This is a genomic window from Delftia sp. WY8 (assembly GCF_018437695.1).
In the GTDB taxonomy this organism is placed as follows: Bacteria; Pseudomonadota; Gammaproteobacteria; order Burkholderiales; family Burkholderiaceae_C; genus Comamonas; species Comamonas tsuruhatensis.
Genome location: NZ_CP049795.1, coordinates 703,984 through 729,336, shown reverse-complemented (window position 1 = coordinate 729,336; position 25,353 = coordinate 703,984). Strand labels below are relative to the sequence as shown.

The 25,353-nt window shown below is 64.6% G+C and carries 20 protein-coding genes and 1 pseudogene; 11 read left to right on the top strand and 10 right to left on the bottom strand.

Going from position 1 to position 25,353, the window contains the following annotated elements; all coding sequences use genetic code 11:
* The first annotated feature begins 59 nt into the window (after positions 1–59).
* From G4D77_RS03165 to G4D77_RS03150, 4 genes are all read left to right on the top strand, one after another.
* Positions 60–1,790: an FMN-binding glutamate synthase family protein gene (locus G4D77_RS03165; RefSeq protein ID WP_154834614.1), complete on the top strand. Its 1,731-nt coding sequence runs from the start codon at positions 60–62 to the stop codon at positions 1,788–1,790.
* 88 nt (positions 1,791–1,878) lie between these two features.
* Positions 1,879–2,157 (top strand): hypothetical protein, encoded by a 279-nt coding sequence (locus tag G4D77_RS03160; protein ID WP_016448165.1) that lies wholly within the window; start codon positions 1,879–1,881, stop codon positions 2,155–2,157.
* A gap of 16 nt (positions 2,158–2,173) precedes the next feature.
* The gene (locus tag G4D77_RS03155) at positions 2,174–3,847 is read left to right on the top strand and encodes a PepSY-associated TM helix domain-containing protein (protein ID WP_154834613.1); all 1,674 of its coding nucleotides are present in this window, start codon (positions 2,174–2,176) and stop codon (positions 3,845–3,847) included.
* Entirely contained in the window at positions 3,840–4,157 is a 318-nt protein-coding gene (locus G4D77_RS03150; protein ID WP_154834612.1) for a DUF3325 domain-containing protein, read from the top strand. The genes G4D77_RS03155 and G4D77_RS03150 overlap by 8 nt, the downstream gene beginning before the upstream one ends.
* 31 nt (positions 4,158–4,188) lie before the next feature.
* On the opposite strand, the gene G4D77_RS03145 is transcribed toward G4D77_RS03150, so the two are convergent.
* Positions 4,189–6,681, bottom strand: a complete 2,493-nt coding sequence (locus G4D77_RS03145) for a cadherin-like domain-containing protein (protein WP_227740783.1) — start codon at positions 6,679–6,681, stop codon at positions 4,189–4,191.
* A gap of 179 nt (positions 6,682–6,860) precedes the next feature.
* Between G4D77_RS03145 and G4D77_RS03140 the strand changes: the two genes are divergently transcribed.
* From G4D77_RS03140 to G4D77_RS03125, 4 genes are read left to right on the top strand one after another with little or no spacing between them, the layout of a single operon-like run.
* The gene (locus G4D77_RS03140) at positions 6,861–9,242 is read left to right on the top strand and encodes an ATP-binding protein (protein WP_154834611.1); all 2,382 of its coding nucleotides are present in this window, start codon (positions 6,861–6,863) and stop codon (positions 9,240–9,242) included.
* A gap of 4 nt (positions 9,243–9,246) precedes the next feature.
* On the top strand, positions 9,247–10,458 hold the full coding sequence (locus tag G4D77_RS03135; RefSeq protein ID WP_017407842.1) for an EAL domain-containing response regulator: 1,212 nt from the start codon (positions 9,247–9,249) through the stop codon (positions 10,456–10,458).
* Between the two features lie 20 nt (positions 10,459–10,478).
* A complete protein-coding gene (locus G4D77_RS03130; RefSeq protein ID WP_213757897.1) occupies positions 10,479–13,751 on the top strand; it encodes a hybrid sensor histidine kinase/response regulator in 3,273 nt (1,090 codons plus the stop codon).
* A gap of 18 nt (positions 13,752–13,769) precedes the next feature.
* A complete protein-coding gene (locus G4D77_RS03125) occupies positions 13,770–14,423 on the top strand; it encodes a response regulator (RefSeq protein ID WP_016448158.1) in 654 nt (217 codons plus the stop codon).
* 25 nt (positions 14,424–14,448) lie between these two features.
* Here the strand turns inward: G4D77_RS03125 and G4D77_RS03120 are convergent, their stop codons facing one another.
* Positions 14,449–14,694: a hypothetical protein gene (locus tag G4D77_RS03120; protein ID WP_223275363.1), complete on the bottom strand. Its 246-nt coding sequence runs from the start codon at positions 14,692–14,694 to the stop codon at positions 14,449–14,451.
* 372 nt (positions 14,695–15,066) lie between these two features.
* Between G4D77_RS03120 and G4D77_RS03115 the strand changes: the two genes are divergently transcribed.
* The gene (locus G4D77_RS03115) at positions 15,067–17,226 is read left to right on the top strand and encodes a methyl-accepting chemotaxis protein (RefSeq protein ID WP_213757896.1); all 2,160 of its coding nucleotides are present in this window, start codon (positions 15,067–15,069) and stop codon (positions 17,224–17,226) included.
* Positions 17,227–17,240: 14 nt separating this feature from the next.
* Here G4D77_RS03115 and G4D77_RS03110 read toward each other — a convergent pair whose 3' ends face one another.
* From G4D77_RS03110 to G4D77_RS03100, 3 genes are all read right to left on the bottom strand, one after another.
* The gene (locus G4D77_RS03110; protein WP_154834608.1) at positions 17,241–18,197 is read right to left on the bottom strand and encodes a BRO-N domain-containing protein; all 957 of its coding nucleotides are present in this window, start codon (positions 18,195–18,197) and stop codon (positions 17,241–17,243) included.
* 718 nt (positions 18,198–18,915) lie between these two features.
* On the bottom strand, positions 18,916–19,170 hold the full coding sequence (locus tag G4D77_RS03105) for a hypothetical protein (protein ID WP_154834607.1): 255 nt from the start codon (positions 19,168–19,170) through the stop codon (positions 18,916–18,918).
* Positions 19,164–19,972, bottom strand: a protein-coding gene (locus tag G4D77_RS03100) for an IS5 family transposase (protein WP_085930546.1) whose coding sequence is annotated in 2 segments (ribosomal slippage) — positions 19,164–19,642 and positions 19,642–19,972 — 810 coding nt in all. Because the reading frame shifts where the segments join, the coding sequence is not laid out codon by codon here. The genes G4D77_RS03105 and G4D77_RS03100 overlap by 7 nt, the downstream gene beginning before the upstream one ends.
* A gap of 59 nt (positions 19,973–20,031) precedes the next feature.
* On the opposite strand from G4D77_RS03100, the pseudogene G4D77_RS03095 reads away from it, so the two are divergent.
* Positions 20,032–20,182 (top strand): annotated as a pseudogene (locus G4D77_RS03095) (transposase); the annotation flags it as partial.
* On the opposite strand, the gene G4D77_RS03090 reads toward G4D77_RS03095, so the two are convergent.
* Complete coding sequence (locus G4D77_RS03090) at positions 20,179–20,496, bottom strand: winged helix-turn-helix transcriptional regulator (RefSeq protein WP_154834600.1); 318 nt, start codon at positions 20,494–20,496, stop codon at positions 20,179–20,181. The pseudogene G4D77_RS03095 and the gene G4D77_RS03090 sit on opposite strands and share 4 nt — an antisense overlap.
* A 150-nt stretch (positions 20,497–20,646) precedes the next feature.
* Between G4D77_RS03090 and gstA the strand changes: the two genes are divergently transcribed.
* A complete protein-coding gene (gene gstA, locus G4D77_RS03085) occupies positions 20,647–21,279 on the top strand; it encodes a glutathione transferase GstA (RefSeq protein ID WP_154834599.1) in 633 nt (210 codons plus the stop codon).
* 131 nt (positions 21,280–21,410) lie between these two features.
* Here gstA and G4D77_RS03080 read toward each other — a convergent pair whose 3' ends face one another.
* The 4 genes from G4D77_RS03080 to G4D77_RS03065 form a co-directional block, all read right to left on the bottom strand.
* On the bottom strand, positions 21,411–22,421 hold the full coding sequence (locus G4D77_RS03080) for a hypothetical protein (RefSeq protein WP_213757895.1): 1,011 nt from the start codon (positions 22,419–22,421) through the stop codon (positions 21,411–21,413).
* Positions 22,422–22,501: 80 nt separating this feature from the next.
* Positions 22,502–23,815, bottom strand: coding sequence for a hypothetical protein (locus G4D77_RS03075; RefSeq protein WP_046240757.1), 1,314 nt, complete (start codon positions 23,813–23,815; stop codon positions 22,502–22,504).
* 449 nt (positions 23,816–24,264) lie between these two features.
* Positions 24,265–24,756 carry a response regulator transcription factor gene (locus G4D77_RS03070; protein ID WP_154834598.1) on the bottom strand — a complete coding sequence of 164 codons (492 nt, stop codon included), beginning with the start codon at positions 24,754–24,756 and terminating at the stop codon, positions 24,265–24,267.
* Between the two features lie 377 nt (positions 24,757–25,133).
* Entirely contained in the window at positions 25,134–25,349 is a 216-nt protein-coding gene (locus G4D77_RS03065; RefSeq protein ID WP_213757894.1) for a hypothetical protein, read from the bottom strand.
* Positions 25,350–25,353 lie beyond the last annotated feature (4 nt).

Below are 25,353 nucleotides of genomic sequence, written 5' to 3'. Positions count from 1 at the left end.
GCGCGCCCTCGAAGGCGCGGCATGCACAAGATCGTCAACTCGTTCCGAGGACCCACGCCATGTCAACGTCTGCATCTCCCGTTCATCGCCTGCCCGCATGGGTGCCGCTGCGCTACACCACGTTCTGCCTGAGCCTGGTCGGCAGCGCGGGGCTGCTGGTGGCGGCGCTGGTGTGGGGAGGGCTGTGGTGGTGGCTGGGCTTTGGCGTGTGCGCCGCGCTGGCGCTGCTGGGCGTGCGCGACATGACCCAGGTGCGCCATTCGGTGCTGCGCAACTACCCCATCATCGGCCACCTGCGGTTTCTGCTGGAGTTCATCCGGCCCGAGATGCGGCAGTACTTCATCGAGTCCGACCATGAGGCGCTGCCGTTCTCGCGCGCCCAGCGCTCCTTGGTTTATCAGCGCGCCAAGGGCGACCCGGACAGCCGCCCGTTGGGCACGCAGCTCAATGTCACGGCCCAGGGCTATGAATGGGTGAACCATTCCATGCAGCCCACCAGGCTGGCCTCGCATGACTTCCGCATCACCATCGGCTGCGCCGATGAAGGCGCCTCGCCCTGCACCCAGCCCTACAGCGCCAGCATCTTCAACATCTCGGCCATGAGCTTTGGCGCGCTGTCGGCCAATGCCATCCTGGCGCTGAACAAGGGCGCGAAGATGGGCGGCTTTGCGCACGACACGGGCGAGGGCTCCATCAGCCAGCACCACCGCGTGCACGGCGGCGACCTGATCTGGGAGGTGGCCTCGGGCTACTTCGGCTGCCGCAACGACGATGGCACGTTCAGCGAGGAGAAGTTCATCGCCAATGCCACCGACCCGCAGGTCAAGCTCATCGAGATCAAGCTCAGCCAGGGCGCCAAGCCCGGCCACGGCGGCATGCTGCTGGGCGCCAAGGTCACCCCCGAGATCGCCGCCGCGCGCGGCGTGCCCGTGGGCGTGGACTGCATCAGCCCCTCCAGCCACAGCGCCTTCAGGACGCCGGTGGAGATGATGCATTTCATCGCCCGCCTGCGCGAGAAGTCGGGCGGCAAGCCCACGGGCTTCAAGTTCTGCGTGGGCCATCCCTGGGAGTGGTTCGCCATCGTCAAGGCCATGCAGGAGACGGACATCACGCCGGACTTCATCGTGGTCGATGGCGCCGAGGGCGGCACGGGCGCGGCGCCCGTGGAGTTCACCGACCACGTGGGCGTGCCGCTGCAGGAAGGCCTGCTGCTGGTGCACAACACGCTGATCGGCGTGGGCCTGCGCCACCGCATCAAGATCGGTGCGGCCGGCAAGGTGATCACGGCCTTCGACATCGCGCGCATGATGGCGCTGGGCGCCGACTGGTGCAACGCCGGGCGCGGCTTCATGATGGCCCTGGGCTGCATCCAGGCGCAGAACTGCCACACCGGCCACTGCCCCACGGGCGTGGCCACGCAGGACGCGGCGCGCCAGAAGGCCCTGGTCGTGCCCGACAAGGCCACGCGCGTGGCCAACTTCCATGACAAGACCCTGCATGCGCTGCAGGAGCTGGTGCAGGCGGCGGGCCTGGAGCACCCCTGCGACATCACGGCCCACCACATCGTGCGGCGCATCTCCGACACCGAGGTGCGCCAGCTCGCCAACCTGGTGCTGCGCGTGGAGCCCGGCGCGCTGCTGGGGCCGCTGGACAAGCAGCACAACGTGTTCAAGCTCTACTGGCCGGGCGCCAGCGCCCACACCTTCCAGTTCGCGCCGCCCACGCTCAAGCCTTCTGCGCCGCAGGCCAAGGCGCAGGCCAAGGCGCAGGCGGCAGGCCAGCCCGCATAGGGACACCACGGCCGATCACGGGTTTTGACGGCGCTCGGGGATAATGCGCCCCGAGCACTTTGGTCCACGACTGTATTTTTCTTTGTAAATGAAAACTATTTTGGTTCGCATTGCAGCCGCCGTCTTCGGCGGCTATGCCTTCACCTGGGGCTTCATCGCCCTGGGCGTGGCGCTGATGTTTGCCGCCGGAATGGAGTTCCACGATGCCGAGCATCTGGGCTACATCCTCGGCTTCCTGGTGTTTCTGACGGTGTTCCTCTGGGCCTTTGCGGCGCAGAGCCTCCCGCGCGTCTGGGCCGTGCTGGCCGGCGGCGGCATTGTCATGACCGGTTGCGCATCGCTGCTCCAGCAGATGCTGCTGCCCTGAATCCGGAGAACGCACCATGTTCCAGAATTTCCGCCTTTCCATGGCCTGGCTGCACACCTGGTTCGGGCTTGCGCTCGGCTTCGTGCTCATGGCCGCCTTCTTCTTCGGCGCGCTGTCGGTGTTCGACCGCGAGATCGACCGCTGGGCCATCCCGGCCTCGCGCTTCGAGCCCACGCCCATGCCCTCGTACGACCAGATCCTCAAGCCGGTCTTCGAGTCCATGCAGCCCAACGCCCAGGCGCGCGATGCCATGCGCGGCGAGGTCAACGGCCCGCTGCCCGAGCGCTTCGACACGCCCCAGCGCTGGGGCGCCTACACCACCCACCGCGATCCCGTGCTGGGCCTGTTCGCCGGCTACGAGGTACCCAACGCCAAGAAGCCCGAGACCCTGATCTGGGCCATGCGCACCATCGACCCGCGCAATGGCGAGTCCCTGCCGGACGATCACCTCAAGATCGGCAGCCAGTTCTTCTACCCGCTGCACTACAGCCTGACGCTCAACTGGATGAACCTTGGCTACTGGATCGTGGGCTTTGCCGCGCTCATCATGCTGGTGGCCCTGGTCAGCGGCGTGGTCATGCACCGCAAGATCTTCCGCGAGCTGTTCACCTTCCGTCCGAAGAAGGCCACGCAGCGCAGCGTGCTGGACCTGCACAACCTCACCGGCGTGGTGGCGCTGCCCTTCCACTTCTTCTTCGCCTTCACGGGCCTGGTGATCTTTGCGGGCATCTACTTCCCCATCACCCATACCCAGCTGGAGCCCCTGCACGAGTTGCACGAGAAGATGGAGGCCGAGGAAACCGGCCTGCCGCACGACCGCGCCGGCGTGGCCGCACCCATGGCCTCGGTGGACGCCATGGTGGCCGAGGCACAGCGCCGCTGGGCCGCCAAGGGCATGGCCGGCGACGTGGGCTTCCTGTCCGTCACCCATGTGGGCGATGCCAACGGCTACGTCAGCGTCTACCGCGCCGGCACCGACCGCATCGCGCTCACGGGCGAGGGCATCCACTTCAAGGCCAGCACGGGCGCCCTGCTGCGCGAAGATCCTCCGCGCACGGCCGTGGACAGCATCAACACCTTCCTCACCGGCCTGCACCTGCAGCACTTCCGCCACTGGCTGCTGCGCTGGCTGTACGTGCTGGGCGGCCTGGCCGGCTGCGTGTGCATTGCCACCGGCTTTGTCTTCTTCGTGGAAAAGCGCAAGAAGCAGCACGCCAGACAGGGCGTGCAGGGCGCGCGCGTGGTCGATGCCCTGGCCGTCACCACGGTCACCGGCATGCTGGTGGCCACGCTGGGCATGCTGATCGCCAACCGCCTGCTGCCCGAGGCCATGCCCCAAGGCTGGCCGGGCCGGGGCGACATGGAACGCTATTTCTTCTGGGCCACCTGGCTGCTGGCCATGGCGCATGCCTTTGTGCGCAGCGCCCCCGTGGCCCGGGGCCTGCCCAATCCTGCCTGGCGCGAGCAGTGCTGGGCCGTGGCCGCCATGGCCGTCACGGCCGTGCTGCTGAACTGGCTGACCACGGGCGACCACCTGTTCAAGACCCTGGGCGCGGGCTACTGGCCGGTGGCCGGCGTGGACCTGTTCATGCTGGCCAGCGCCGTGCTGGCCGTGGTGGTGGCGCGCAAGCTCAAGACGCGCGCCGCGCCCGCCATGCCCTCGCGCGCCGCGGAGGTGGCCCATGTCTGAGGGGCTGATGGACGCACTGCTGCTGGCCGCCGCCTTTGCCGCCTCGCTGGCCGGCATGGGCTGGTTTGCACTGGCCAAGGACGTGCACTGGGAGCAGGTGCACGGCGACATGCCCCAGCCCGATGGCAAGGTCAGGCTGCTGCGCTGGCTGGGCGCCTCAGGCCTGGCCGCCTCGCTGGGCCTGTGCCTGGCGGTGGACCATGCCTCCATGGCCTCCCTGGTCTGGATCATGACGCTGGCAGCCGCCGCCCTGGCCATTGCCTTCACCCTGACCTGGCGGCCGCGCTGGCTGCGCTGGCTGCCGGCCTGACGTTTGCGCGGGACCTGCGCCCGCTGCGGGCTCAGGCCTGCCTTTTCCTCATCCTGCGGCTGGCCAGATAGGCCATGCCGCACAGCAGTGCCAGCATGCCGCCCTGGCCCAGGCCGGGAACGGCCTGGACATTTCCGGGGCCGGGACCGGGTCCTGGGTCCGTGCCCGGACCGGGGTCGGGAGGATCGGCAGCGATCACCTCGATGGTCACGGATGCTGGTGCGGCAGCGCTCTGGTGCCCGTCGGATACCGTGAAGGCGAAGGTATCGGGCCCGGAGTAGCCGGCCGCCGGCGTGTAGACCAGCGTACCCGTCTGGGGATCGAAGCCGCTGATGACGCCATGGGCGGGGCCGGCGGTGATCTCGAAGCGCAACGGGTCCGACTCGAAGTCCGTGCCAGCGAGGGTGATGGACAGCGCCGTATCCTGCGGGGTCGTGACGGCTTGCGGCAGGGCCACGGGGGCGGCGTTGGCCGCCATCGCGTTGGAAAAGCGCGAGGTGTCACCGGTGGAAATCCGGGTGGCGGTCGCCGTGACAGCGGCCTGGTCGCCCGGGGGCATGGCGCCCTTGAACACCAAGGGCGCATGGCCGGATGCATCGGTGGTCACGGTCTGCGAGCCCAGCAGAACCTTGCCGGCGGCGCGCTCCACCAGCCCGTCGGGCAGCCTGGGCGTCGAGAAATACTCGATGCGCATGCTCTCGTTGGCGACGCTGTTCAGCGTGCCGGACAGGCCCTCGGGCGTCACCGTGAGCAGCACCGGCTCGGCAGGATCTCCGTTGGCCAGGCTGGTTCGTGCGATGCCTCCCTCGGTATTGCCGTAGATGGCATTGCCGAGCATGGAGACGCCCTTGACTTCGTCCCCCCGCAATCCCACGCCGAACAGCCTGTTGTGGGCAATCACGTTGGCATGTGCCGCGTCGTCACCGCCGACCAGGGTGTCATGGGCCTTCTGGAAAAAGGAAACGCCTTCACCGTTGGGCAGGGCGGTTCCCTGGGGACTGACGCCCACGTAGTTGCCCTGCACGAGGTTGTTCTTGCTGGCGCCCTGGAACTGTATGCCGGACGCCTTGCTGCCACCGACGATGTTTGCGCGCACGGTCACCTCGTCCGAATCCTTGATGACGATGCCCCATTGATTGGGCAGCATGGTGCTGGCATCCAGGCTGGTTCCCACGATATTCCCGGCAATCAGGGTATTCGAGTTGCGTGCGCCGTAGTTTCCATTCAATTCAATGGCCGTTTCCTTGTTTCCGGCAACCAGGTTGCCGTCCTCAGGGCCTGTGCCAATGCGATGTCCGCCCTCCGACGAAAAGAATACGGCAATGCCTGGCCCATTGTTGGGAATCATGGCCGTGCCGGCTGCATTGGTTCCGACTCGGTTGCGGGTCACCAGCGTGTGGGCGCCGGAAATGGAAATCGCGGAGGAGCCGCCTGTTTCCCTGACATTGCCGGAGACGAGGTTGCTGTCGATCAGCGTGCCGGTAAAGTCGGATGCCACGCTGATGCCGTTTCCCTGGTTTCCCAGGGCCACATTGCCGGTGATATCGGTGCCTATGTAGTTTCCCTGAATGATGTTTCCTGTACCGGCGCCCGGCCAGGAAAGCCATATTCCGGAATTCTCCGCCGCGGAAATGACATTTCGCCCGCCAATATCCAGATTCCCGATGCGGTTGCGGTTGCCGGAGTGGACAAGGATGTTGCTGCGATTGCCCATGGCAACCGTTCCCGATGCGTCAACGCCTATATGGCAGCCCAGCACGGTGTTGCCGTCGCCGGTCACCGCCAGGGCCGTATTGAAGCCGCCTATCGCCAGGCCGCGCACCGTGATGGCGCCTGCCAGCTCGAGCCCTATGCCGAACTCGGGGCTGCCTGACTGCAGCGTGATCAGGGGGCGGCGTGGCAAGTGGTCCTCATAGCCAGGCTGCGTGCTGGCGTCCACGGTGAGCGATGTGGCCGGTGCAATGGGCTGCATGAGCCTGCCATTCCAGTTGCTTTGAGTGACGATGGTCTGCTCTCCCCCCGCACCGATGCGGAACTCGATGCGGTTGTCGCCGCCTTGGTTGCGGTTGGCGTTGGCGTAGGTGATGGCATCGCGCAGCGTGCAGGGTCCCAGGCCGGTGCTGGCGCACGGGCCGGTTGCGTCGGCGGCGCTGTCCACCACGACGGTCCATGCGTGGGCCGTGGCGATGCAGCCTTGCGACAGCAATGCCAGGGCGAGCAGACGCAGGGGCCTGCGTGCCGCCGTGGGAGTGAATCGTTGCCTGTATATGCTCATTGCCTTTTTACTTTCCCTGAAATGGACTGCCGAAACGCCTTGCGGGCATTGATTGCGCAATTGCTGGAAAGGGCGCTGCAATTTCGCATGTGCGGCGTCTGTGTGGAATATCCCGGGGCCTGACCCAAGAAAATGAAGCAGCCCTTGTTGATGAATCAAGCCGGCAATGATCCCCGGGGCATCCGAGTTTGGGTCTAAGAATTTTCTTAAATCATCAAGACTGCTGAAATCGCTGAAGGGATCGGACAAGGTCTTTGATGACGAAGCGAGGCGGGCGATATTCCCGGTTGAAGCGGCGTGCACGGGTTTGCAGGATTAAGAAAATTCTTAACCCTGTTTCTTCATCCGATTCCTATGATTTGGCAATGCGCCAGTTTCAAGACCTTCTGTTTTCTTCCCGCTCGACTCGGCACGGGTGGTGCCCGTCCATGGCACTGCGCGATTGGATGGCGTCGCTGCGTGATTGGACGGTATTTGCACTGGCAATCATGGCCATGCTGGCCTGCGCCTTGCACAGCGGCAGGGACGATGCCGCCCCGGCGCCGCCATCCCGCAGCCGCGCGCATGTGCCTGTGGGGGACATGCAGCTGTTTTTCATGGACCGGTATTTCCTGCTGCTGGACGCTGCCGTGGGCGCGACCCGCGCGGCCGTCCATTCCCAGGCCGGTCTGGCATGGCCGTGGCGCACCAGCGCACCGCAGGACCACCTCGTGCCGCTGTATTCGCTGATGCATGTGGGCCGGGGCCTTCCCGAATCGCTGCTGCTGCGCAAATCCGTGAACAACGCCGCATGGCTTGCAGAGCGCTGGGAGCCCGTGCGGCAACTGGTCAGGGCCCACGCCTGGCTGCTGCTGTGGTCCGTGTCGCTGGGACTTGTCTTCATGACTGCACTTGTATGGTGCGTGGGCCGGCTGCGACGCGGCGTGCCGGCTTCGGCCTGGAGCCGGGCAGGGGCCTGCGCCGCCGGTGACGCGCTCTGCCGAAAGCTGCTGGACACGGCACCCGTGGGCCTGGCGCTGGTGCGGTGCAGCGATCGCAGCCTGCTGCTGTCCAATGCGCTGGCCCGGCAGTGGGTGTGCAGTGATGCTTCCTGGTTCGAGCAGGCCGTGGCCGGGGGCATGCAGCAGGGCCCGCGTGAGCTGGCGCTGGGGGACGGGCGATGGGTGGAGGTCCGCACCACGCCCACGACCCACGGGGGCGAACCGGTGGTCTTCTGCCTGGTCAGCGATGTGACGGCGCTCAGGCAGGTGCAGGCAGCGCTGGTCGATGCCAAGCAGCGCGCCGAATCGGCGAGCCAGGCCAAGACGCAGTTTCTGGCGACCATGAGCCACGAAATACGCACACCGCTCTTTGGCATCCTGGGAACGCTGGAGCTGCTGGCCCTGTCCAGGGTTCCTTCCGAACAGACACGCTACCTGGGGGCCATGCAGCAGGCATCGGCCTCCTTGCTGCGCATCGTCAACGACAGCCTGGACCTGTCGGCCATCGAGGCGGGCCGGCTGCAGCTGGAGGCCCAGGCGTTCTCGGCCACCGAATTGCTCGACAGCGTGGCCGCAGGCCTGCTGTCGCGTGCCGAGCAAAAGGGCCTGCAGCTGTATGCCGTCTCCGATGTGAAAACGCCGCCCCTGCTGGTGGGCGATGCCTTGCGGCTGCGGCAGATCCTGGACAACCTGGTGGGCAATGCCATCAAGTTCACGTTCTCCGGCCATGTGGCCCTGCGCCTGCAGGTCATGGGCGACAGCGAGGAAGGCACCGACCTGCGGTTCCAGGTGCAGGACACGGGCATCGGCATCGACCCGGACCAGCAGCCCTTCCTGTTCGACCCGTACTTCCGTGCCCATGCGGCCACCCAGCAGCAGGTCCAGGGCGCGGGCCTGGGGCTGTCCATCTGCCTGCGCCTCAGCCAGGAGATGGGCGGGCGGCTGACAGCCGCCAGCCAGCCGGGACTGGGGACCTGCGTGTCATTCGAGCTGCGCCTGCCGCGCGAGAGCGCGGCAGGCTATGAGGCAGTGCCCAGTCTGTTGCCGCACACCGTCTACGTGGATGGCGCCATTCCGGAAGTCGTGCACAACCTGTGCGCCTGGCTGCGGCATTGGGGCGCCATGGCCCAGCCCTACCGGGACCAGGTGCAGGGTCCCAATGAGCAGGCCGTGCTGGTGCAAGCCTGGCCGCGGTCGCTGCGCCGTCCGCAATGGACGGGCAAATGCGTTCTGGCGCTGGCGCCGGGCGAGAGCCCCCGCGAGACCGTGCAGGCCTGCGTGTGGGAGGCCAGCGCGCCTGGCGTGCCGGCAGTGGGCCATGCGCTGGGCCTGGCCCAGCAGGGCATTGCGCCGGGTGCGCGCCCCGACCTGTATGCCGCCGCCGCCCAGGTCCACGAGCCCCTGGGGCTGAGGGTGCTCATCGTCGAGGACAACCCCATCAACAGGATCATCCTGCGAGAGCAGCTGCAGTTGCTGGGCTGCGAGGTCCAGCAGGCCAGCAATGGACAGGACGCGCTGTCCCTGCCCGGCCTGCTCGAATTCGATGCCGTTCTCACCGACCTGCACATGCCGTTGCTGGACGGCCCGGCCCTGGCGCGTGCGCTCAGAAAGCGCGGGTATGTCCGCCCGATCGTCGGTCTGACGGCCAATGCACAGCCGCAGCCGCAGCCGCAGACCCAGACGCAGGCGCAAGAGCAATCGCAAGGGCAGGGGCAGGGGCAGGGGCAGGGCGACGGACTGCCGGCCGGCTTCGACAGCCTGCTGTGCAAGCCATTCACGTTGGCGGTGCTGCGCACCACCTTGAACAACATCAAGCAAGGCAGGACCTGAACCCATGCTGGCCCCATTCAAAGTACTCATCCTGGACGACCATCCCCTGTGCTGCGAGCACGCGCGCAGCCTGCTCATGGAGGCGGGACTCACGGACACGCACATGGCCTGCAACGCGCGGGAGGCCCTGGAGAAGCTGGGCGACGGCGGATTCCATCTCGTCATCACCGACCTGAAGATGCCTGACATGGACGGCCTGCAGTTCATCGATGAATTGAGCCGGCGCGACCTGCATCCCATGCTCGTGATATCCACCTCCTGCTCGCGCCGGCTGATGAACAGCGTCAGTCTCATGGCCAAGGAGTCCGGCTTTTCCGTCATCGGGATGTTCCAGAAGCCGTTCGGCACGGACCATGTCCAGGCGCTGGTCAGCCAACTCAGGTCCGTCCATGCAAACGAGGGGAAAACCGCTGCCGGCATCAGGGAGCGGCCGATTTTCGCCAAGGCCCACCTGGTGCAGGCGCTGCAGGAGAAAACCATACAGGCCTGGTTCCAGCCCAAGAAATCCCTGCTCACGGGCCACATCGTCGGCGTGGAAGCGCTGGCGCGCTGGAACGATCCGCAGTTCGGCTTCATGATGCCGGGCTCGTTCATGTCCGCCATCCGGTTCCATGGGCTGGACCATGCCTTGCTGGTGCGGATGATGGAAGATGCCATGTCGGCGCACCTGGCCTGGCGCAGTGCCGGACATGTCGTGCCTGTGTCCGTCAACCTGCCGGTACCGCTGCTGGACGATATCGGCCTGCCGGACGAGTTGCACGGCATGGCGGCCCGGTGCGGCATTGCTGCGGAGAACATCACGTTCGAGCTGCTGGAGGACCAGGCCGTCGGCATACCCGCCAACTACTACATGAGCGCGAGCCGTTTGCGCCTCAAGGGCTTCGGCCTGGCCCAGGATGACTACGGGCGCGGATACAGCTCGATGTACAGCCTCATCTCCACGCCCTTCACCGAATTGAAGATCGACCGGGCCTTCGTGGCCGGTGCGGCAGGTGACGAGGTGCGGACTGCGGCCTTGACGTCGTCGGTGCAACTGGGGCGGCAGCTGGGCCTGACGGTGACGGCGGAAGGCGTGGAGACCACCCGGGACCTGGAGTTGCTGCGCAGCATCGGATGCGATTGCGTGCAGGGCTATCTGCTGTCCGCCGCGGTGCCTGCGGTTGAATTTGCCCTTATGCTGGCATCCGAGCCCCGGCACCAAGGCAACCCCACCTGACCCAAGCACGCAAGGCGTCCATGCCCGACTCCCCGTTCAGCAAGATCACACGCACCACACGCTGGCAGAACCGGGTACTGTTTGGAGCGCTTCCCCTGGCGATCTTCCTCATCGCCGTGCTGCTGTGGGGTTCGGAGAGGATCTTCGAGCAGGAGCAGGGGCGCCTGGCCTTGAACTTCTCCGCCATCGTCGGCTCGCTGCAGGAGCAGGAAATCTTCCTTCGGCGGCTCAAGGGCCGCAACGAGTCCTGGAAAGCGCTGCCGGACCAGAGGATAGCCACCATCGTCGACGTGCCCGCTCCTGCGCAGGCGGACTACCGCATGTTCCGTGGCCGCGAGGCCATCGGCGGCATTCCCTTTTCACTGCAATGCTCTGCGCGCGTGGCCTGCGACACGCTCCCGGACCGGCTTTTCTCGCTGGGCAGCTCCCTGGCCGCAGGCTATTCCTCCTTCTGGGCAGGCTCCTACTTCCCGGCAGCCGCTGCCTTCTTCACCAAGGAGGACGGGGCGATCAGCATCGGCGTGCCGGCCATCGACGTGCCCATCGGCAACGAGAGCGTCACGCAGGAAATGTTCGACAGCACGATTGCCGCCGTCAAGGCGCATCTGCGGGCCAGGGCCGCCGATGCCCGGCCGGGCGCCGGCTCCACGGCGCCGGCGCAGGAAATCGTCTGGTTCCGGTCGCCCCAGTTCCCGGAAAAGATGATCGGCATGGTCGCCGCCGGCTTTTCAAGCCATATCGAAGCCGGCGACGAAGCCGCCACAAGCCCGATCTACGCCGCCATCCTTTTCAGTCGCCAGCGCATCAGCGCCATAGAAAGAACCATCCATACGCTGCCCAGGCATCTTTTCTGGCTGGAGCACCGGGACTTCGGCGTGCTCATGGGCACCGGCCCCGTCCCGCAGGTGGACGACACGGGGATGCAGTACACGCGCAATGGCCTGATCCTCAAGACCGAGGATGCCTCCGGCCGGTGGACCGGCTACTACCAGGTGGACTACGCCACCTTTTTCCAGGGCAGGCTGTTCGCCCCTTCTGCCGGCCTGGTGCTGGCCCTGCTGCTGAGCCTGCTGGCCGGCGTGGCCTATACCCGGTGGTTCAACCGCAAGGTGATTGCGCCCGCGCAGGAGGCGCAGCGGGTCATCGTCGAGAGCAATGAATTCAACAGGACGCTGATCGAAACCGCTCCCGTGGCCATCTGCCTTGTGGCCTACGGCAGCGGGAAGATCATCTTCAGCAACTCGCTGGTGCAGGAGTGGCTGCACTCGGCCGATGGCTACCTGCGTCCCGGCTCGCCGGAGAACAAGGCGGCGCTGGAGGAGATTGTCCATGCCCGGGCCGCAGGCACCATGGAGCGCCTGGTCACCGAGCAGGGCAGGACGCTTCATGTGGCCTATGCGCCCACGCGCTACCTCGGCCAGGATGTGACGCTGTGCATTTTTGCCGACGTCAGCGCGCGCGCGGAGATCGAAAGCAACCTGGAGCGGGCAAGAATCGCGGCGGACGAGGCCAACGAGGCCAAGTCCACCTTTCTGGCGACCATGAGCCACGAAATCCGCACGCCGCTGTATGGCGCGCTGGGCACGCTGGAGCTGCTGGGCATGACCGAGCTCACCCAGCTGCAGAGCAAATACGTGGACCGTATCGAAGCGTCCTCGTCCATCTTGCTGCAGATCATCAGCGACATCCTGGACACCAGCAAGATCGAGGCCGGCCAGCTGCAGCTGGAAAAGGCCCCGTTCAATCCCCGGGAGCTGGTGCAAAACTGCACCAGTTCCTACGCCGCCATGGCGCAGCAAAACGGCCTGCTGCTGTTTTCCTGCGTGGACGCGCAGGTGCCCGAGTCGGTGCTGGGCGACGCGGTGCGCATCCGCCAGATCCTGGGCAATCTCATCAGCAACGCCATCAAGTTCACGGAGGCCGGCCATGTGATCGTCCGCCTGCGCAGCATGCCGGGCACGGCCTCGCAGGCCCGGCTGGTGTTCGAGGTCTGCGACACGGGCGTGGGCATAGAGAAATCCCTGCATGGCGAGCTTTTCACGCCCTTTTATCTCGTCAAGAACAGCAGCCGCACCGCCCGTGGAGCGGGCCTGGGCCTGTCCATCTGCTGGAGCCTGGCCCGGATGATGTCCAGCTCCATCGAGGTCTGGAGCGAGCCAGGCCTGGGCAGCAGGTTCTGGTTCGAGCTGGGGCTGGAGACCGTCGCGCAGGAGCAGGGGCCGGAGCAGGAGGAGGCTCCCGCGCTGCAGGGCGCCCGGATCGCGGTGCGCACCCCCCACCCGGAACTGACGGACAACATCTGCGCCTGGCTGCGGCGCTGGGGCGGCCAGGCCCGCGCGGCGGCAGCCGCCCCGGTGGCGGCCCATGACGATGAGCTGCTGCTGGACGTCCTGCTGCCGGCGGACAGCCCCGCGCCGCAGTGGAAGGGGCGGCACCTGAACCTGTCCTCGCCGGACAACCGGGGCATCGACGGGCACAACGTCCTGAGCATCGGCCAGGGCATTGCACAGGTGCTTGGCGGTGCGCAGCGCTCTGCCAGTGCCGGCACCGATCTGCCCCTGTTCGACCTGCGCGTGCTGGTCGCCGAGGACAATCCCGTCAACCAGGTGACGCTGCGCGGCCAGCTCGAGAGCCTGGGCTGCGAAGTCACGGTCGCCGACGATGGGGAGGAGGCGCTGGCGCTGTGGGACATCAGCCCGCACGATCTGGTGCTGACGGATGTGAACATGCCCTACCTCAACGGCTACGAACTCGCCGAGCGGCTGCGTTCGGAGGGGGTTGCCTGCCCCATCGTCGGCGTGACCGCCAATGCCATGCTGGACGAGGAAAACCGCTGCCTGAACGCCGGCATGAATGCCTGGCTGGTCAAGCCCATCCAGTTGCGCACGCTGGTCCGCACCCTGGAGAAGTTCGCGCCGAGAAAACGCCTGCGTCCGGCGCCTGCCCAGGCCGGCGCTGCGGCGGCGGACATTCCCCCGCCCCCGGCCCTGTCGGAGCCCAACGTTTTGCAGACGCACAGGCAGGTCTTCGTGCAGTGCATGAACGACGACATAGAAATGCTGGCCCGCGGCCTGCAGGAGCGCCGGCCCGACCTGGCCGCCCAGGCCCTGCACCGCATGCGCGGCGCCTTGCTGCTGGCCAGGATGCAGGAGCTTGCCGCCCGCACCCAGGCGCTGGAGGAGCGGCTCCTGAACGGCGCCCCGGAGCCCGGCCTGCAGGCCGCGCTGTCAGTCCTGCTGGACGACCTCCTGGCCGACCTTCGCGCCATGATGGCGCAATTGCCCCAGCCCTAACCCTTTGCTTGCGATCCCATGAAACTGAAACTGCGCATTGCTGTCGTGGACGACCACGCCGTGGTCCTGCTTGGCGTCAAGGACTTCCTGGAGCAGGACCCCAATCTCCAGGTCGTGGCCACGTTCGATACCCCGTCGTCCTTGATGGAATACGCCAGATCGAACCCCCTGGACGTGGTTCTGACCGACTACTCCATGCCGGGCGATGACCTCTACGGAGACGGCCTGCGCTACGTGGACTACCTGATACGCCATTTCCCGCACATCAAGGTGCTGGTGCTGACGACCGTCTCCAATCCAATGATCATCTCGGCCCTGTATGACGCGGGCGTCGCCGGCGTGCTGCTCAAGGAAGATCCGCTCAGCCAGATCATGGCGGCGCTGCAATGCGTGCGCCTCAACACGCGCTACTACTCGCCCTCGTTCCAGGCAGGCACGCCCAGGCAGGAGAGGACGGTTTTCCTGAGCGAGCGCGCCAACAACCTCTCGCCGCGCGAATTCGAAGTCCTCAGGCATTTCGCCAAGGGGGAATCCATCACGGAAATCGCCGCACGCCTGAGGCGCAGCGTCAAGACCGTCAGCCTCCAGAAGAACTCCGCCATGCGCAAGCTGAACGTGGACAGCAACCAGGACCTGGCCGCCTTCTGCGCCGAGCACCATCTCTTCGACTGACCGGCCTGCGGGCTGCACCAGCCGGTCAACCTTCCAGCGCCTGGCCTTGCGCCTGGCTGCCGCCCTCGGCGTCCACCTCGCCCAGGCGATAGTGCGGTTCGGACGGCATCAGGCGAAACCCCAGAAGTGCCCCGCGCCGGCTTGTCTTCATCGCCAGGGGCGCCTGGCAATGCACGCAGCCATAGTTCACGAAATTGGCATCCTGCTCCAGCGAGTAAAAGCGGAACCTCAGTCCGGGGTGGGGCTTGGACAGGGATGTATTGCTCAGCAATTCGTAGCATGGGTCGCACAGTTTCTGGGTTGTTTTCGGCTGCATTTCTGGAAATAAAACGGATCGATATACCGCTGTCCAGTCTTGCCAGAACCTGCGCAATCCAGGTTAAGACGATTCTTATCGTCGGCTGCCATATCCGTTGCAATGAATGCCGCCGCCGGCGGCAATCCGACAGTTTCTGCCGCTGTTGCAACACTTGGTTACTTCCTTGACCCATCTCAAATCCCCCAGGCGGCGGCGCCGATACGCTTCGGCCCATGAATCGCCACGGCTTGACTTGGGTCAGCCTGGCCTGGCACGCAGGCATTCCATGCCGATACCGCGTGCGCACACAACAGCGGCGCCCTACGCCGCACAGGAGATGCATCAATGCACATCGGCCAACGTTTCTGGCGCCGCCAAGGGCTGGGCACCAAACTGTCCATCACCAATTTCGTCTGGGTCGCCTCCATCCTGGGCCTGCTGGTCCTGGGCATTGCCTGGGATGTCAGCAAGTCCCTGCAGTCCAGGATGAACAGCGACATGCAGCAGGGCATACGGACGCTGCACAACTTCATCGAGTCCAACGACAAGGAGCTGCGCCAGCGCACCCAGTTCCTGGCCGACAGCCTGGCGCACAGCCTGCAGGGCACGCTCAGCCTGGACACCGGCGGCAGCGAGCCGGTGCTGAGCCTGGACGGCCAGCCGCTCAACGGCAACGATGCGCAGCTGCAGGCCTTCACGCGCAGCACCGGCGCCGTGGCCACCGTGTTCGCGGCCCAGGGGCAGGGCGACTTCGTGCGCATTGCCACCACGCTCAAAAATGAGAAAGGCGACCAGAGCGCGGCCGTGCTGGGCAGCCGCCTGGACCGCGCCCACCCCGCCTACGCCGCCATCCAGGCCGGCCAAAGCTACATGGGCCTGGCCCACCTGTTCGGCCGCCAGTACATGACGCACTACCGCCCGCTCAAGGACGCGGCGGGCGCCACCGTGGGCATCGCCTTCGTGGGCCAGGACTTCTCGCAACTGCTGGAGCACTTCAAGGACTCCATCCGCGCGCTCAAGGTCGGCCAGACCGGCTACTACTTCGTGCTCAACGCCGAAGACGGGCCCCAGCGCGGCCAGCTGGTGGTGCATCCCGCCATGGAGGGCAAGAACATCAGCGAGTCCAGGGACGGCGACGGCCGCTTCTTCATCCGCGACATGCTGGACCGCAAGCAGGGCAGCATCGCCTATCCCTGGACCAACCCGGGCGAGGAGCAGCCCCGCGACAAGCTGGTCGTCTTCAGCCACTACGCGCCCTGGAACTGGGTCATCGCCACCAGCGCCTACGTGGACGAATTCGTCTCCGAGACCCGCAGCCTGATCCTGCAGTTCGCCCTCATGGGCCTGGGCGCCGTGCTGCTGCTGTCGGCGGCATGGTTCTGGCTCATACGCCGCATGATCGTGCGCCCCTTGAAGCAGGCCAGCCACATGGCCTACGCCATTGCCGATGGCGACCTGACCGTGCGCGTGCACAGCGACCGCCATGACGAAATCGGCCACCTGCTGGAGGCCATGAACACCACCAGCACGGGCCTGACCCGCGTGGTCGGCAGCGTGAACGAACAGGCCCACAGCGTGGCCCTGGCCAGCGCGGAAATCGCCCAGGGCAACCAGGACCTGGCCGCCCGCACCGAAAGCGAGGCCAGCGCGCTGGAGCAGACCGCCGCCGCCATGGAGGAACTAGGCTCCACCGTGGCCCACAACGCGGACCACGCGCAATCGGCCGACCGCATCACGCGCGAGGCCCAGCGCGTCGTCACCGAAGGCGGGCAGGCCGTGCGCAAGGTCGTGCAGACCATGCAGGGCATAGACGCCAGCAGCAAGAAGATTGCCGACATCATCGGCGTCATCGACGGCATTGCCTTCCAGACCAATATCCTCGCCCTCAACGCCGCCGTGGAAGCGGCCCGGGCGGGCGAGCATGGCCGGGGCTTTGCCGTGGTGGCCGAGGAAGTGCGCGCCCTGGCAGGCCGCAGCGCCGAGGCCGCCAAGGAAATCAAGCAGCTCATCAGCCACAGCGTCGCCGAAATCCACACCGGCAACCAGGAGGCCGCGTTTGCCGGGGAAACCATGGAACAGGCCATGGAGGAAATCTGCAAGGTCACCCAGCTCATCTCGGACATCAGCCACGCCAGCGCCGAGCAAAACAGCGGCGTCGCCCAGGTGGCCGAGGCCATCACCCACATCGACCAGACCACTCAGAAAAACGCCGCCCTGGTCGAGGAAATGGCCGGCGCCGCCGCCGGCCTGCGCCACCAGTCCGATCAACTGGTGCGCGTGGTCTCGGTCTTCCGGCTGCCGGGCGGCAGCAATGCCCAGGCGCAGGCGGCGCCCCGTGCACCGTCGCTGGCGCCCGGCGCGGCCAAGGCATCTGTGCCCCAAGCCGCCCCGCCTGCCGTTGCCAAGCCTGCCACCCCGGCCGCGTCGGCTGCCTCGGCAAAACCGGCTGCCGCCAAGCCCATCGCCATGGCCTCCACGGCCGATGACGACTGGGACAGTTTCTAGGCGTCGCGCCCGCCTCAGTCGTGCCGCGCCATCAGGTCACGGCGGCGGCGCTCGTAGTAGTGCCGCTGGCACTCGGCCGCCTCCTGCCAGGCCTGCCTGTCGATGGCCTCCTGCACATGGGCTGGCAACGGCCGGGGCACAGCCGCAGTCGCCAGCATGGCCTCCATGCCCTCCAGCGGCGCAAAGCCCAGGCAGGGCAGCTCGAACGGCAGCGCGGGCTCCTGCGCATTGGCAAGAATGGCCCCCAGCGCCCAACGTGCCATGCGGTCAAAGAACCCGTCAGGGTGCCCATGGTTCCAGTACCGCGCCATCTCCGGCCCCGCAAACCGCATGGCGTCATAGGCATGCCTGGGGTTGTGGCGCGCCAGCTCCACCACCTCGCTGAACCAGATCTCTCCAATCCCGTAGTGCTCATGCCCGCTGTTCACGCGCGGCGGCACAAACCACTGAATGCGCTCCCCCTTCGCATTGCGCCGCGTGAAAGACAGGTCATCGCAGGTGCGGATGCGGCGCAAGACCTTGGGTGCAGGCCCCGGGATCAGGCTCTGGGGCGGGTGCCTGGCATCGCGCCTGGGCTTGGTCTTGTACTTGGGTTTGCTGTCTTTGGCCGGGGCATCCACGCCAGTCAACACCTTGCGCTGCACCCAGCGCCTGAAGGGCTTGGCCTCAGGTGATGGGCTGGCTTGAATCAGCGCCTGCAGGCCGTTCGCATTGACAGCTGCCAAGGCTTGGCGCCTGGGCATGCGGCCGGGCTCGCTGGCAAGGCGGACGGTGCAGCGGTGGTCTTCAGCGAGCTTGCCGATGGCCAGCTTGTGGCGGGAGATTCCCAAAGCTGTGCACACATCCTTGGCCATGAACCAGGTCACGCCGTTCCTGCGGAATGTGCGGATCGGGATGTCGCCGAAGTGGAGGGTTTGGGGAGTGGTGTCGTCTGCAGGGATTCCACGGACGGACGGGGTCTGCGTAGCCATGACTGGCCTCCTATGATTCGTTGGACTACCAACTTCGCCTCCTGTTGAGAGAGGCGGCCGGGTGCTTCAACACGGTCATAGGGCCGCCCGCAGATTTCCCCCGAAGGGTCTTGTATAGCTGCGCGCCACCCGGCCATAAGCAAGCCTTGCCCCGGAGCTCGAGGCAAGACGAAACGTATGGACGAAAAAAAGCCACTGGACTTACGGGAGTGACTTCCGCCTATGAGGTGTGTTGAGCACCGGGGAGGATCGTAGCAGGTGTGGGCGTGCGGGAGCTGCCCAAAGCTGTTACGTAGGCGTGCTGAATGGAGTGTGCAGGTACGGGGCTTTGCAGTGAGTTGCGAGGGCAACGTCACCTGTTTTGATTTCTTCGCTGATCAGTTGTGCAAGGCCTGTGCGTCAGCAGTAGGCCACCGCAGACGTTTGAACGACGGCTTCAGGCTGTGAGCGGTCTGTCGCCGGACGGCAGACTTGATGGGACAGCGCGACAAACCGGAGGTACCCATCAGCGGTCGTTCGTGTCGGCCTGCAATCGACCCGCTGTGGTCGTTCGCGCCTCGGCGCCCAGCGTCTGCTGCGGACATAAGCTGTCGTTCGCGTTGACCAGCAAACAGCTGCAACCGGAGGTTCCGCATCTGAAGGAGTCTGCTTTTGGCGTCAAAGAGATTGCAAGCTTAAGAACGTAAGAAGGGCGTATGCCTGCTTCTACTTTTGATTCCTAAGGAGAAGCGTTGATTTTTTCAAGATGCTCTTTTTGATAGGACTCAATAGAGAAGCGCTCCATCCCTTCCTTTGCCGGGGAAAATTTTCCGATAACGACGATTCCGTCCAATTTGGCTAGTTCTTTATCCCAGTTCTCTTCGCTGTCCTTAGCGTACTTGGAGAAGCAGGCAGGGTTAATTTTAGGCGGTCTCTGGCAACCAAGTCGCGAAATAGTGTTGATTGTAGTCGTTGGATTAAGACTGGCTAACACCACCGATCCACGAAGCGCGCGCAGATGATCGCTGCCGCCAATTTCAGCAGCGCTTCGTGGATATCCAGCCGTCGTTCAAAGCGGATTCGCAGCTTGCCAAAGCCTGCAAACCAGCTGTGCGTCCTCTCCACCACCCACCGGTGTTTGCCCAGCCGCTCGCTGCTCTCAATGCCTCGTCTGGCAATTCGGCCAATGATGCCCCGCTGCCTCAGGTGGGCTCGGCATCGCTTGAAGTCGTAGCCTTTGTCGGCGTGCAGCTTTGCCGGTCTTCTACGGGGACGTCCTGGCAGGCCAGCAATCGCAGGAATCGCGTCCACGCACCTCTCGAACATCTTGGAGTCGTGCCGGTTCGCGCCGCTGACCAAGATCACCAGCGGGATGCCTCTGGCATCTACGACGATGTGCCGCTTGGAGCCGAGCTTGCCTCTGTCCGTGGGGTTTGGGCCCGTTTCCTGGCCCCCCGGGGGCTTGGTACCGAGGAGCCATCAATGCTGGCCCGGCTCCAATCGATTTGGTCATGTTCACGCAAGCGAGTCAGCATGGCCTGGTGCAGCTGCTCCCAGACACCAGCGGCGTTCCAGTCGCGTAGGCGCCGCCAGCAAGTCATGCCGCTGCCGTAGCCCAGGGATTGGGGAAGGTCTTCCCATGGAATGCCTGTTTGCAGCACGAACAAGATGCCGTTGAGGGCGGCCTCATCGCTGACTGCGAGCTTGCGCGCACCGCCTTTGGCAGAAGGCACGAAGGCTGGGATCAGGGGTTGTAGCTGTCGCCACAGTTCTTTGCTAACGGGTCGTCTTGCCATGAGGGCAGCGAGCATAACTGCTCTGCGGGGGCCTGTGACGAAGTGGTGTTAGCCACTCTAAGCACCGGTGGGCGGTGGAGAGGACGCACAGCTGGTTTGCAGGCTTTGGAAACTGCGAATCCGCTTTGAAGGACGATTGGATGTCCACGAAGCGCTGCTGAACCAGCAGCCGCGATCATTTGTGCGCGCTTCGTGGATCGGTGGTGTTAGCCAGTCCAAACCAGCGCCTTCCCCTTCACCCACAGCCCAAACTCCTTCATCACTTGCACCACGGGCTTGAGCCGCTCCCCATCCGGCGTCAGTTCGTACTCCACCTTGATCGGCGCCGTGGGGTAGACCGTGCGCTTGACCAGGCCCGCTTCCTCCAGCGCGCGAAGGTCCAGGGTGAGGGAGCGTTGGGAGATGCCGGGCATGTCGCGGCGCAGGTCGTTAAAGCGCCGGGGGCCGTCGATGAGCAGCCTCCAGCGGCCGCCCAGCAGGCGCATGGCTTCTTCCACGGAGCAGCCGGAGATGTTGGATTTCATAGCACATCCATCATAGGCAGGCGGCAGGTATATTTTTTTAACCTATGGGCAGTTTTATTGCCTTCTTCCAGATTGTTCCCTGGTGCATGACATTGGCCAGGGGCTGCGCCTGAATGCGCAGGCCCCTTGTTCCATCACCAGAGAAATTCCATGAAGCTGTATTACCTGCCGGGCGCCTGTTCGCTGGCGCCGCACATTGTCCTCAACGAGCTGGGGCTTGATTTCCAACTGGTCCGGGTGGACCACAAGACCCACCAGACGGAAGACGGCAGGGACTTCCGTGCGCTCAGCCCGTTCGGCTATGTCCCCCTGCTGGAATTGGACGACGGCAGCCTGCTGCGGGAAGGGCCCGCCGTCCTGCAATACCTGGCGGACCTGCAGCCTGCGTCACTTCTGGCGCCGGCCCAGGGCAGCCTGGAGCGCTATCGGCTGCTGGAGTGGCTGGCCTTTCTGAATTCGGAGATCCACAAGGGCTTCATCCCGCTGCTGTATGCGGTGGCGGCGGGAAAGTACGGCGTGGAGACGGCCAAGCCCAAGCTGGAGCAGCGGTATGCCTGGGTGAACGCGCAACTGGCCGGCAAGCGCTACCTGATGGGCGATGGCTTCACCGTGGCCGATGCCTATCTGTTCGCGCTCACGCAGTGGGGGCAGGCGCCGTGGCTGGAGTCGGTCTACAAGACGAGCATTCACTTTGATGGCCTGGAGCATCTTGCCGGCTGGTATGCGCGGATGCGGGAGCGGTCTGCCGTGCGCCGGGCGCTGCAGGCCGAAGGTTTGCGATAGGGCCGGTGGCCGCCACGCATGCGGCCACCACGCACTTTGCTGCGTCATGGCAAGCAGCCCGCGCCTTGCGGCCTTGAGGGTGCCCAATGCAAATCGCCTGACGTGAAGTGACGTGATGTAGACGTGACGGATCACGCCAAGGTTTCAAGGCTCACGGCCACGATGACGGGGGCAGGCTCCGTGTTCACGAGGCGCAAGGCCTGGTTTGGCTGTCCGTCTCCGCGTGCGCGCTGAACCGTCACACCCATGGCCTGCACGGTGTCAGCCTCATCCAGCGTCTGGCGCAGCGAGGCGGGGATCGGCGCTGCGGCAGTGAAGTCGAAGCGGGGTTTCAACGCGACGTAGAAAGTTGACACACGGCACGCCATCAGGCCGCCAGGCCCGAAGAATACGCCTGCATCCGGCACCAGGCCGCGACCCAGCGCCACCATCGAGGCGTCGTACCAGCTGCCGGGGTAGATCGGCACTTGGTCCCAGCATTCAGAGGTGATCGTCACCGTCTCCAGCGAAGCGGCGGGTAGCGCAAGGACGCGGCCGGAAGCGTCCAGGGCCTGCAGGGAAGCCGGAGCCTGCGGCCCTGCGCCGGATGTGTCGTTGAGATTCAAGCGCAAGGTGCCGGGGTTTGCGATCGTGCCGACAGCCACTGCTGCGCTCCACTCCGACGAACTCTTGGGCAGTGTCCAGATCGGTTTCCACTGGAGGTAGCCGGTCTTGTACACCTTGGTCCATCCCACCGGAGTGGGCGAGTATGCAGGTTCGCCTGGAGGCGTTGCCATCTTCTGCATGGCGCCTGCAAGCATCGACTGATAGGGAAATTTGCAGGCTTCGAGTACCTGCAGAAAGGTCTTGTATCCCTGCGAAAAGCTGCGCCCCGACGCTTGGTACAGCGCGCCATTGGCAGCGGACTGGGGCACCGTGTCTGCAAAGAGAAACTGCGCGTCGGCCATGGTGCCGGTCACTGGATCCGGCCAGTTCCACGCGGTCACCGGCATCAGCATCTGCCCCCGCACCAGCGGCGCCGAAATGGATGCCGAGCGCTTGAACACCATGCCGGTTTTCGGCCCGCTCGATACGCTTGGGGCCCTTGGGGGTGGAGGCACCAGATCAGCCAGGCCGCCGAGGAACTGATGGATCACGTTCATGAACGCTGTCTCCGGTTGACGGGGGTGGGCGGGGTGGGCAGGACCGGCCGCGGCGTCCCGCCCACCCGCTGGTCTTCAGGTCAGTGGATGCCCGGGAAGTCGACGATCACGCCGATGATTTGCGGGTTCACCGAGGTGCTGCTTCCCTTGAAGGTATTGGCCTGTGCGGTGCTCTTGGTGTACTCGGACTGGTGACCGCCCGTGCCACCGAAGGTGAAGGGCCCGATGCGCACACCCGCGCTGGCCTCGAAGGCCTGCTTGTTCTGCTGGTAGGTGTTGGCGCTCATCGTGATCTCGAACGAAGGCTTGTAGACGACCAGCAGCTCGGACACCCGTGCCGCGACGATGCCGTTCGGGCCGAACAGGGAGCTCGATCCCGGGCCACCGTTGGCCACCCACGGGGCGACGATGGTGTAGCCCTGGCCGCCCGGCCCCTGCTGGGCCTTGGCCAGTTCGCTCATGAAGCCGCCCGGGTACCAGTCGCCCGGATTCACCTTCACGCGCGTGGAGGACTCGCAGCTGATCTTCACTGCCGAGCTCGAGTCCTGGTTGAACAGGTCGGACTTGCTCCAGCCGCCCGATGCGTTGACGCTCCAGAAGAAGTTGCCAACGCTGGTCGAGCCCTTGGCAAACGAGGACTTGAAGTCGCTGCTCGATTGCGAAGATTTCATCGCGATCGAGAACGCGCCTGCGCTGCCATTGCTGAGCGCTGCGCGCCAGTCCGCGCCCGTTGTGTCGATGTGGAAGTCCGGCTGCCAGCGCAGGATGCCCGAGCCATCCGGCACCTTGGTCCAGCCTGCCGGTGCGTTGTTTGAGGCAGGGTCGCCCGACGGAATCTGCATCATGTCGATGGCGCGCTGCAGATCGCTGGGCATGCTGGCCCGCTCCAGCTCCATCTTCATCTTGACCGCCTGGTTGTAGGCGTTGGTGGCCGCCTGGATGGCGGCAACGTAGGCAGCAGCCTCCGGCGCGTTGTTGAGCCAGGTGTTGATGTCAGGGTAGCGGGCTGCGAATATCAAGCCGCCGTTCTGCTTTGAACTCAGGTAGAACTGGTTCATGTCGCTGTTGGCCTTGGCCATCGCATTGCTTTTCTGGACGCACAGGTTGGCCAGCTCCGCCTGATTGGCCTGCTGCTCGGGGCTGACCTTGAATGTCACGTGACCAAAGATCTGGCGGACGGCGTCGAAGAGCGTCGCATCGAGGCTGCCGTACTGGCCGATCGCGGACCACTGCGGCATGCCGCTGACGATCTGATAGGCGGCCGGGTCCCATTGCCCGGTCGGAGCCGTGCCCCAGCTGAAGTCCTTGGGGGTGCCGAGCAACTGGAAATTCGGGGTGCCGAGATTATCGACAAGGGCGTTGTACAACTGGCTGAACATGGCTTGATCTGACATGGCGTGCAATTCCTGAAATTGAATGGATAGGGAGCGACATGAGGTTTGAAGTCATGAACGCTTTTCTTTGCCAATGAGAATGATTGCCCGGTATTGGGCCTAAGGCATGGGGTGCTTGGGAGAAATCGCAGGGGGTGACCGCGAAGAATGATTCATGGCGGGATACTCCTTTGAGTTGCGTGCAAGGATCCGACACGTGGGTGCCGGGAAGATGCCTCGACGGACGCTGACCGTAGAGGCGAAGAGGTGAAGGGATATGAGCCTTTGCAGCCTTTCAAGGCTCGCGCGGATATTCCATATCAACCGCGCAAACCTGGAATGCACTGGCGCCTGCTGAAGCCGTCATAAGTATTCGTTGGACTCATCATGCCCAATTGCATCAGGAGGATGGAATACTTCCAATGTCGTATTCGGTGAGCACGGACAGGCGATGCACGCTGGCCTGGATATCAGATGCTGCCGCCATTGCGACTTGCCGTTGGCGCAAATGTCTGCAACTGGGCGGTGCTTGTCAGGCCCAGTTTGCGCAGAATGTTTTCGCGATGCTTGCGCACGGTCAAGTCGCTGAGGTAAAGCGAACGTGCGATCTCCTTGCTGGTGTGTCCCGCCAGCACGTGCGCCAACACCTCCTGCTCGCGAGGAGACAGAGGGAGCGGTGAGCGGGCAGCGCTCAACCAGCCTTGCCGCCTGGCATGCGTGACGAGTTCTACGGCATTGCGCAGGCCCAGCCGTGTACACATATTGCTGCGGTGCTTGCGTACCGTGTGTTCGCTGATGCCCAGCGTGTGCGCAATGTCCTTGCAACCAAGGCCTTTGGCCATCGCTTCGAGTACATCGATTTCGCGCGCAGTGAGTGCAGACGCGATGACTTCATCTGCTGTTGGATGCTCAGCATCGAGATGGCATTCGCTATTTGCCAAAGCTATTTCCGATATGTCCATGGTATGTCTCCCATTTTTTATGTGCCGATGCCATAGGGCCATTCCACGCCGAAGCCTCGGCGAGACTGCTTTGCACAGTGCCGTTTGAAAGATTGAATAACTCGCTAAAGCGCCTGTTTACCGACTGAATAAACTGGCGTCATGCCATTCGTGTGAAAATTGTGCGGTAAAGGATCAGCCGAAGAAGCCTGAACATTGGACGATTGAAAATCGCGCGCATTCAGCCTGTGGCAGCCTTTTGTATCCAAGGCGGGAGATTAGTAAACCATTATCAAGATGGTGTGGTGCGTTGAGGGAGTATCAAAGTCGTTTGAGAATCTGTTATCGCCATTTCACCGTTGGAATGGACATCTTAGTGGAAATCTCTGGCGAAATCATTACATCTGGCTACAAAAGTTCGACACCAAGGTTTTTGCAGCAGATTGTGGGAAAGCCAATGGTCTTCTGTGGGTCGCGCTTGTGTGATCAGGATTTTCTGGCATTGCCCTGCCGAGTCCGGGATGCGGGCTGTTGCGCAGGTCTTGAGACATGCGGGTAAGCAATTCCTGCCATGGCGCATCGAGAAGCGGCTGGGTGCCTGCGACGTGCTTCAAGGGA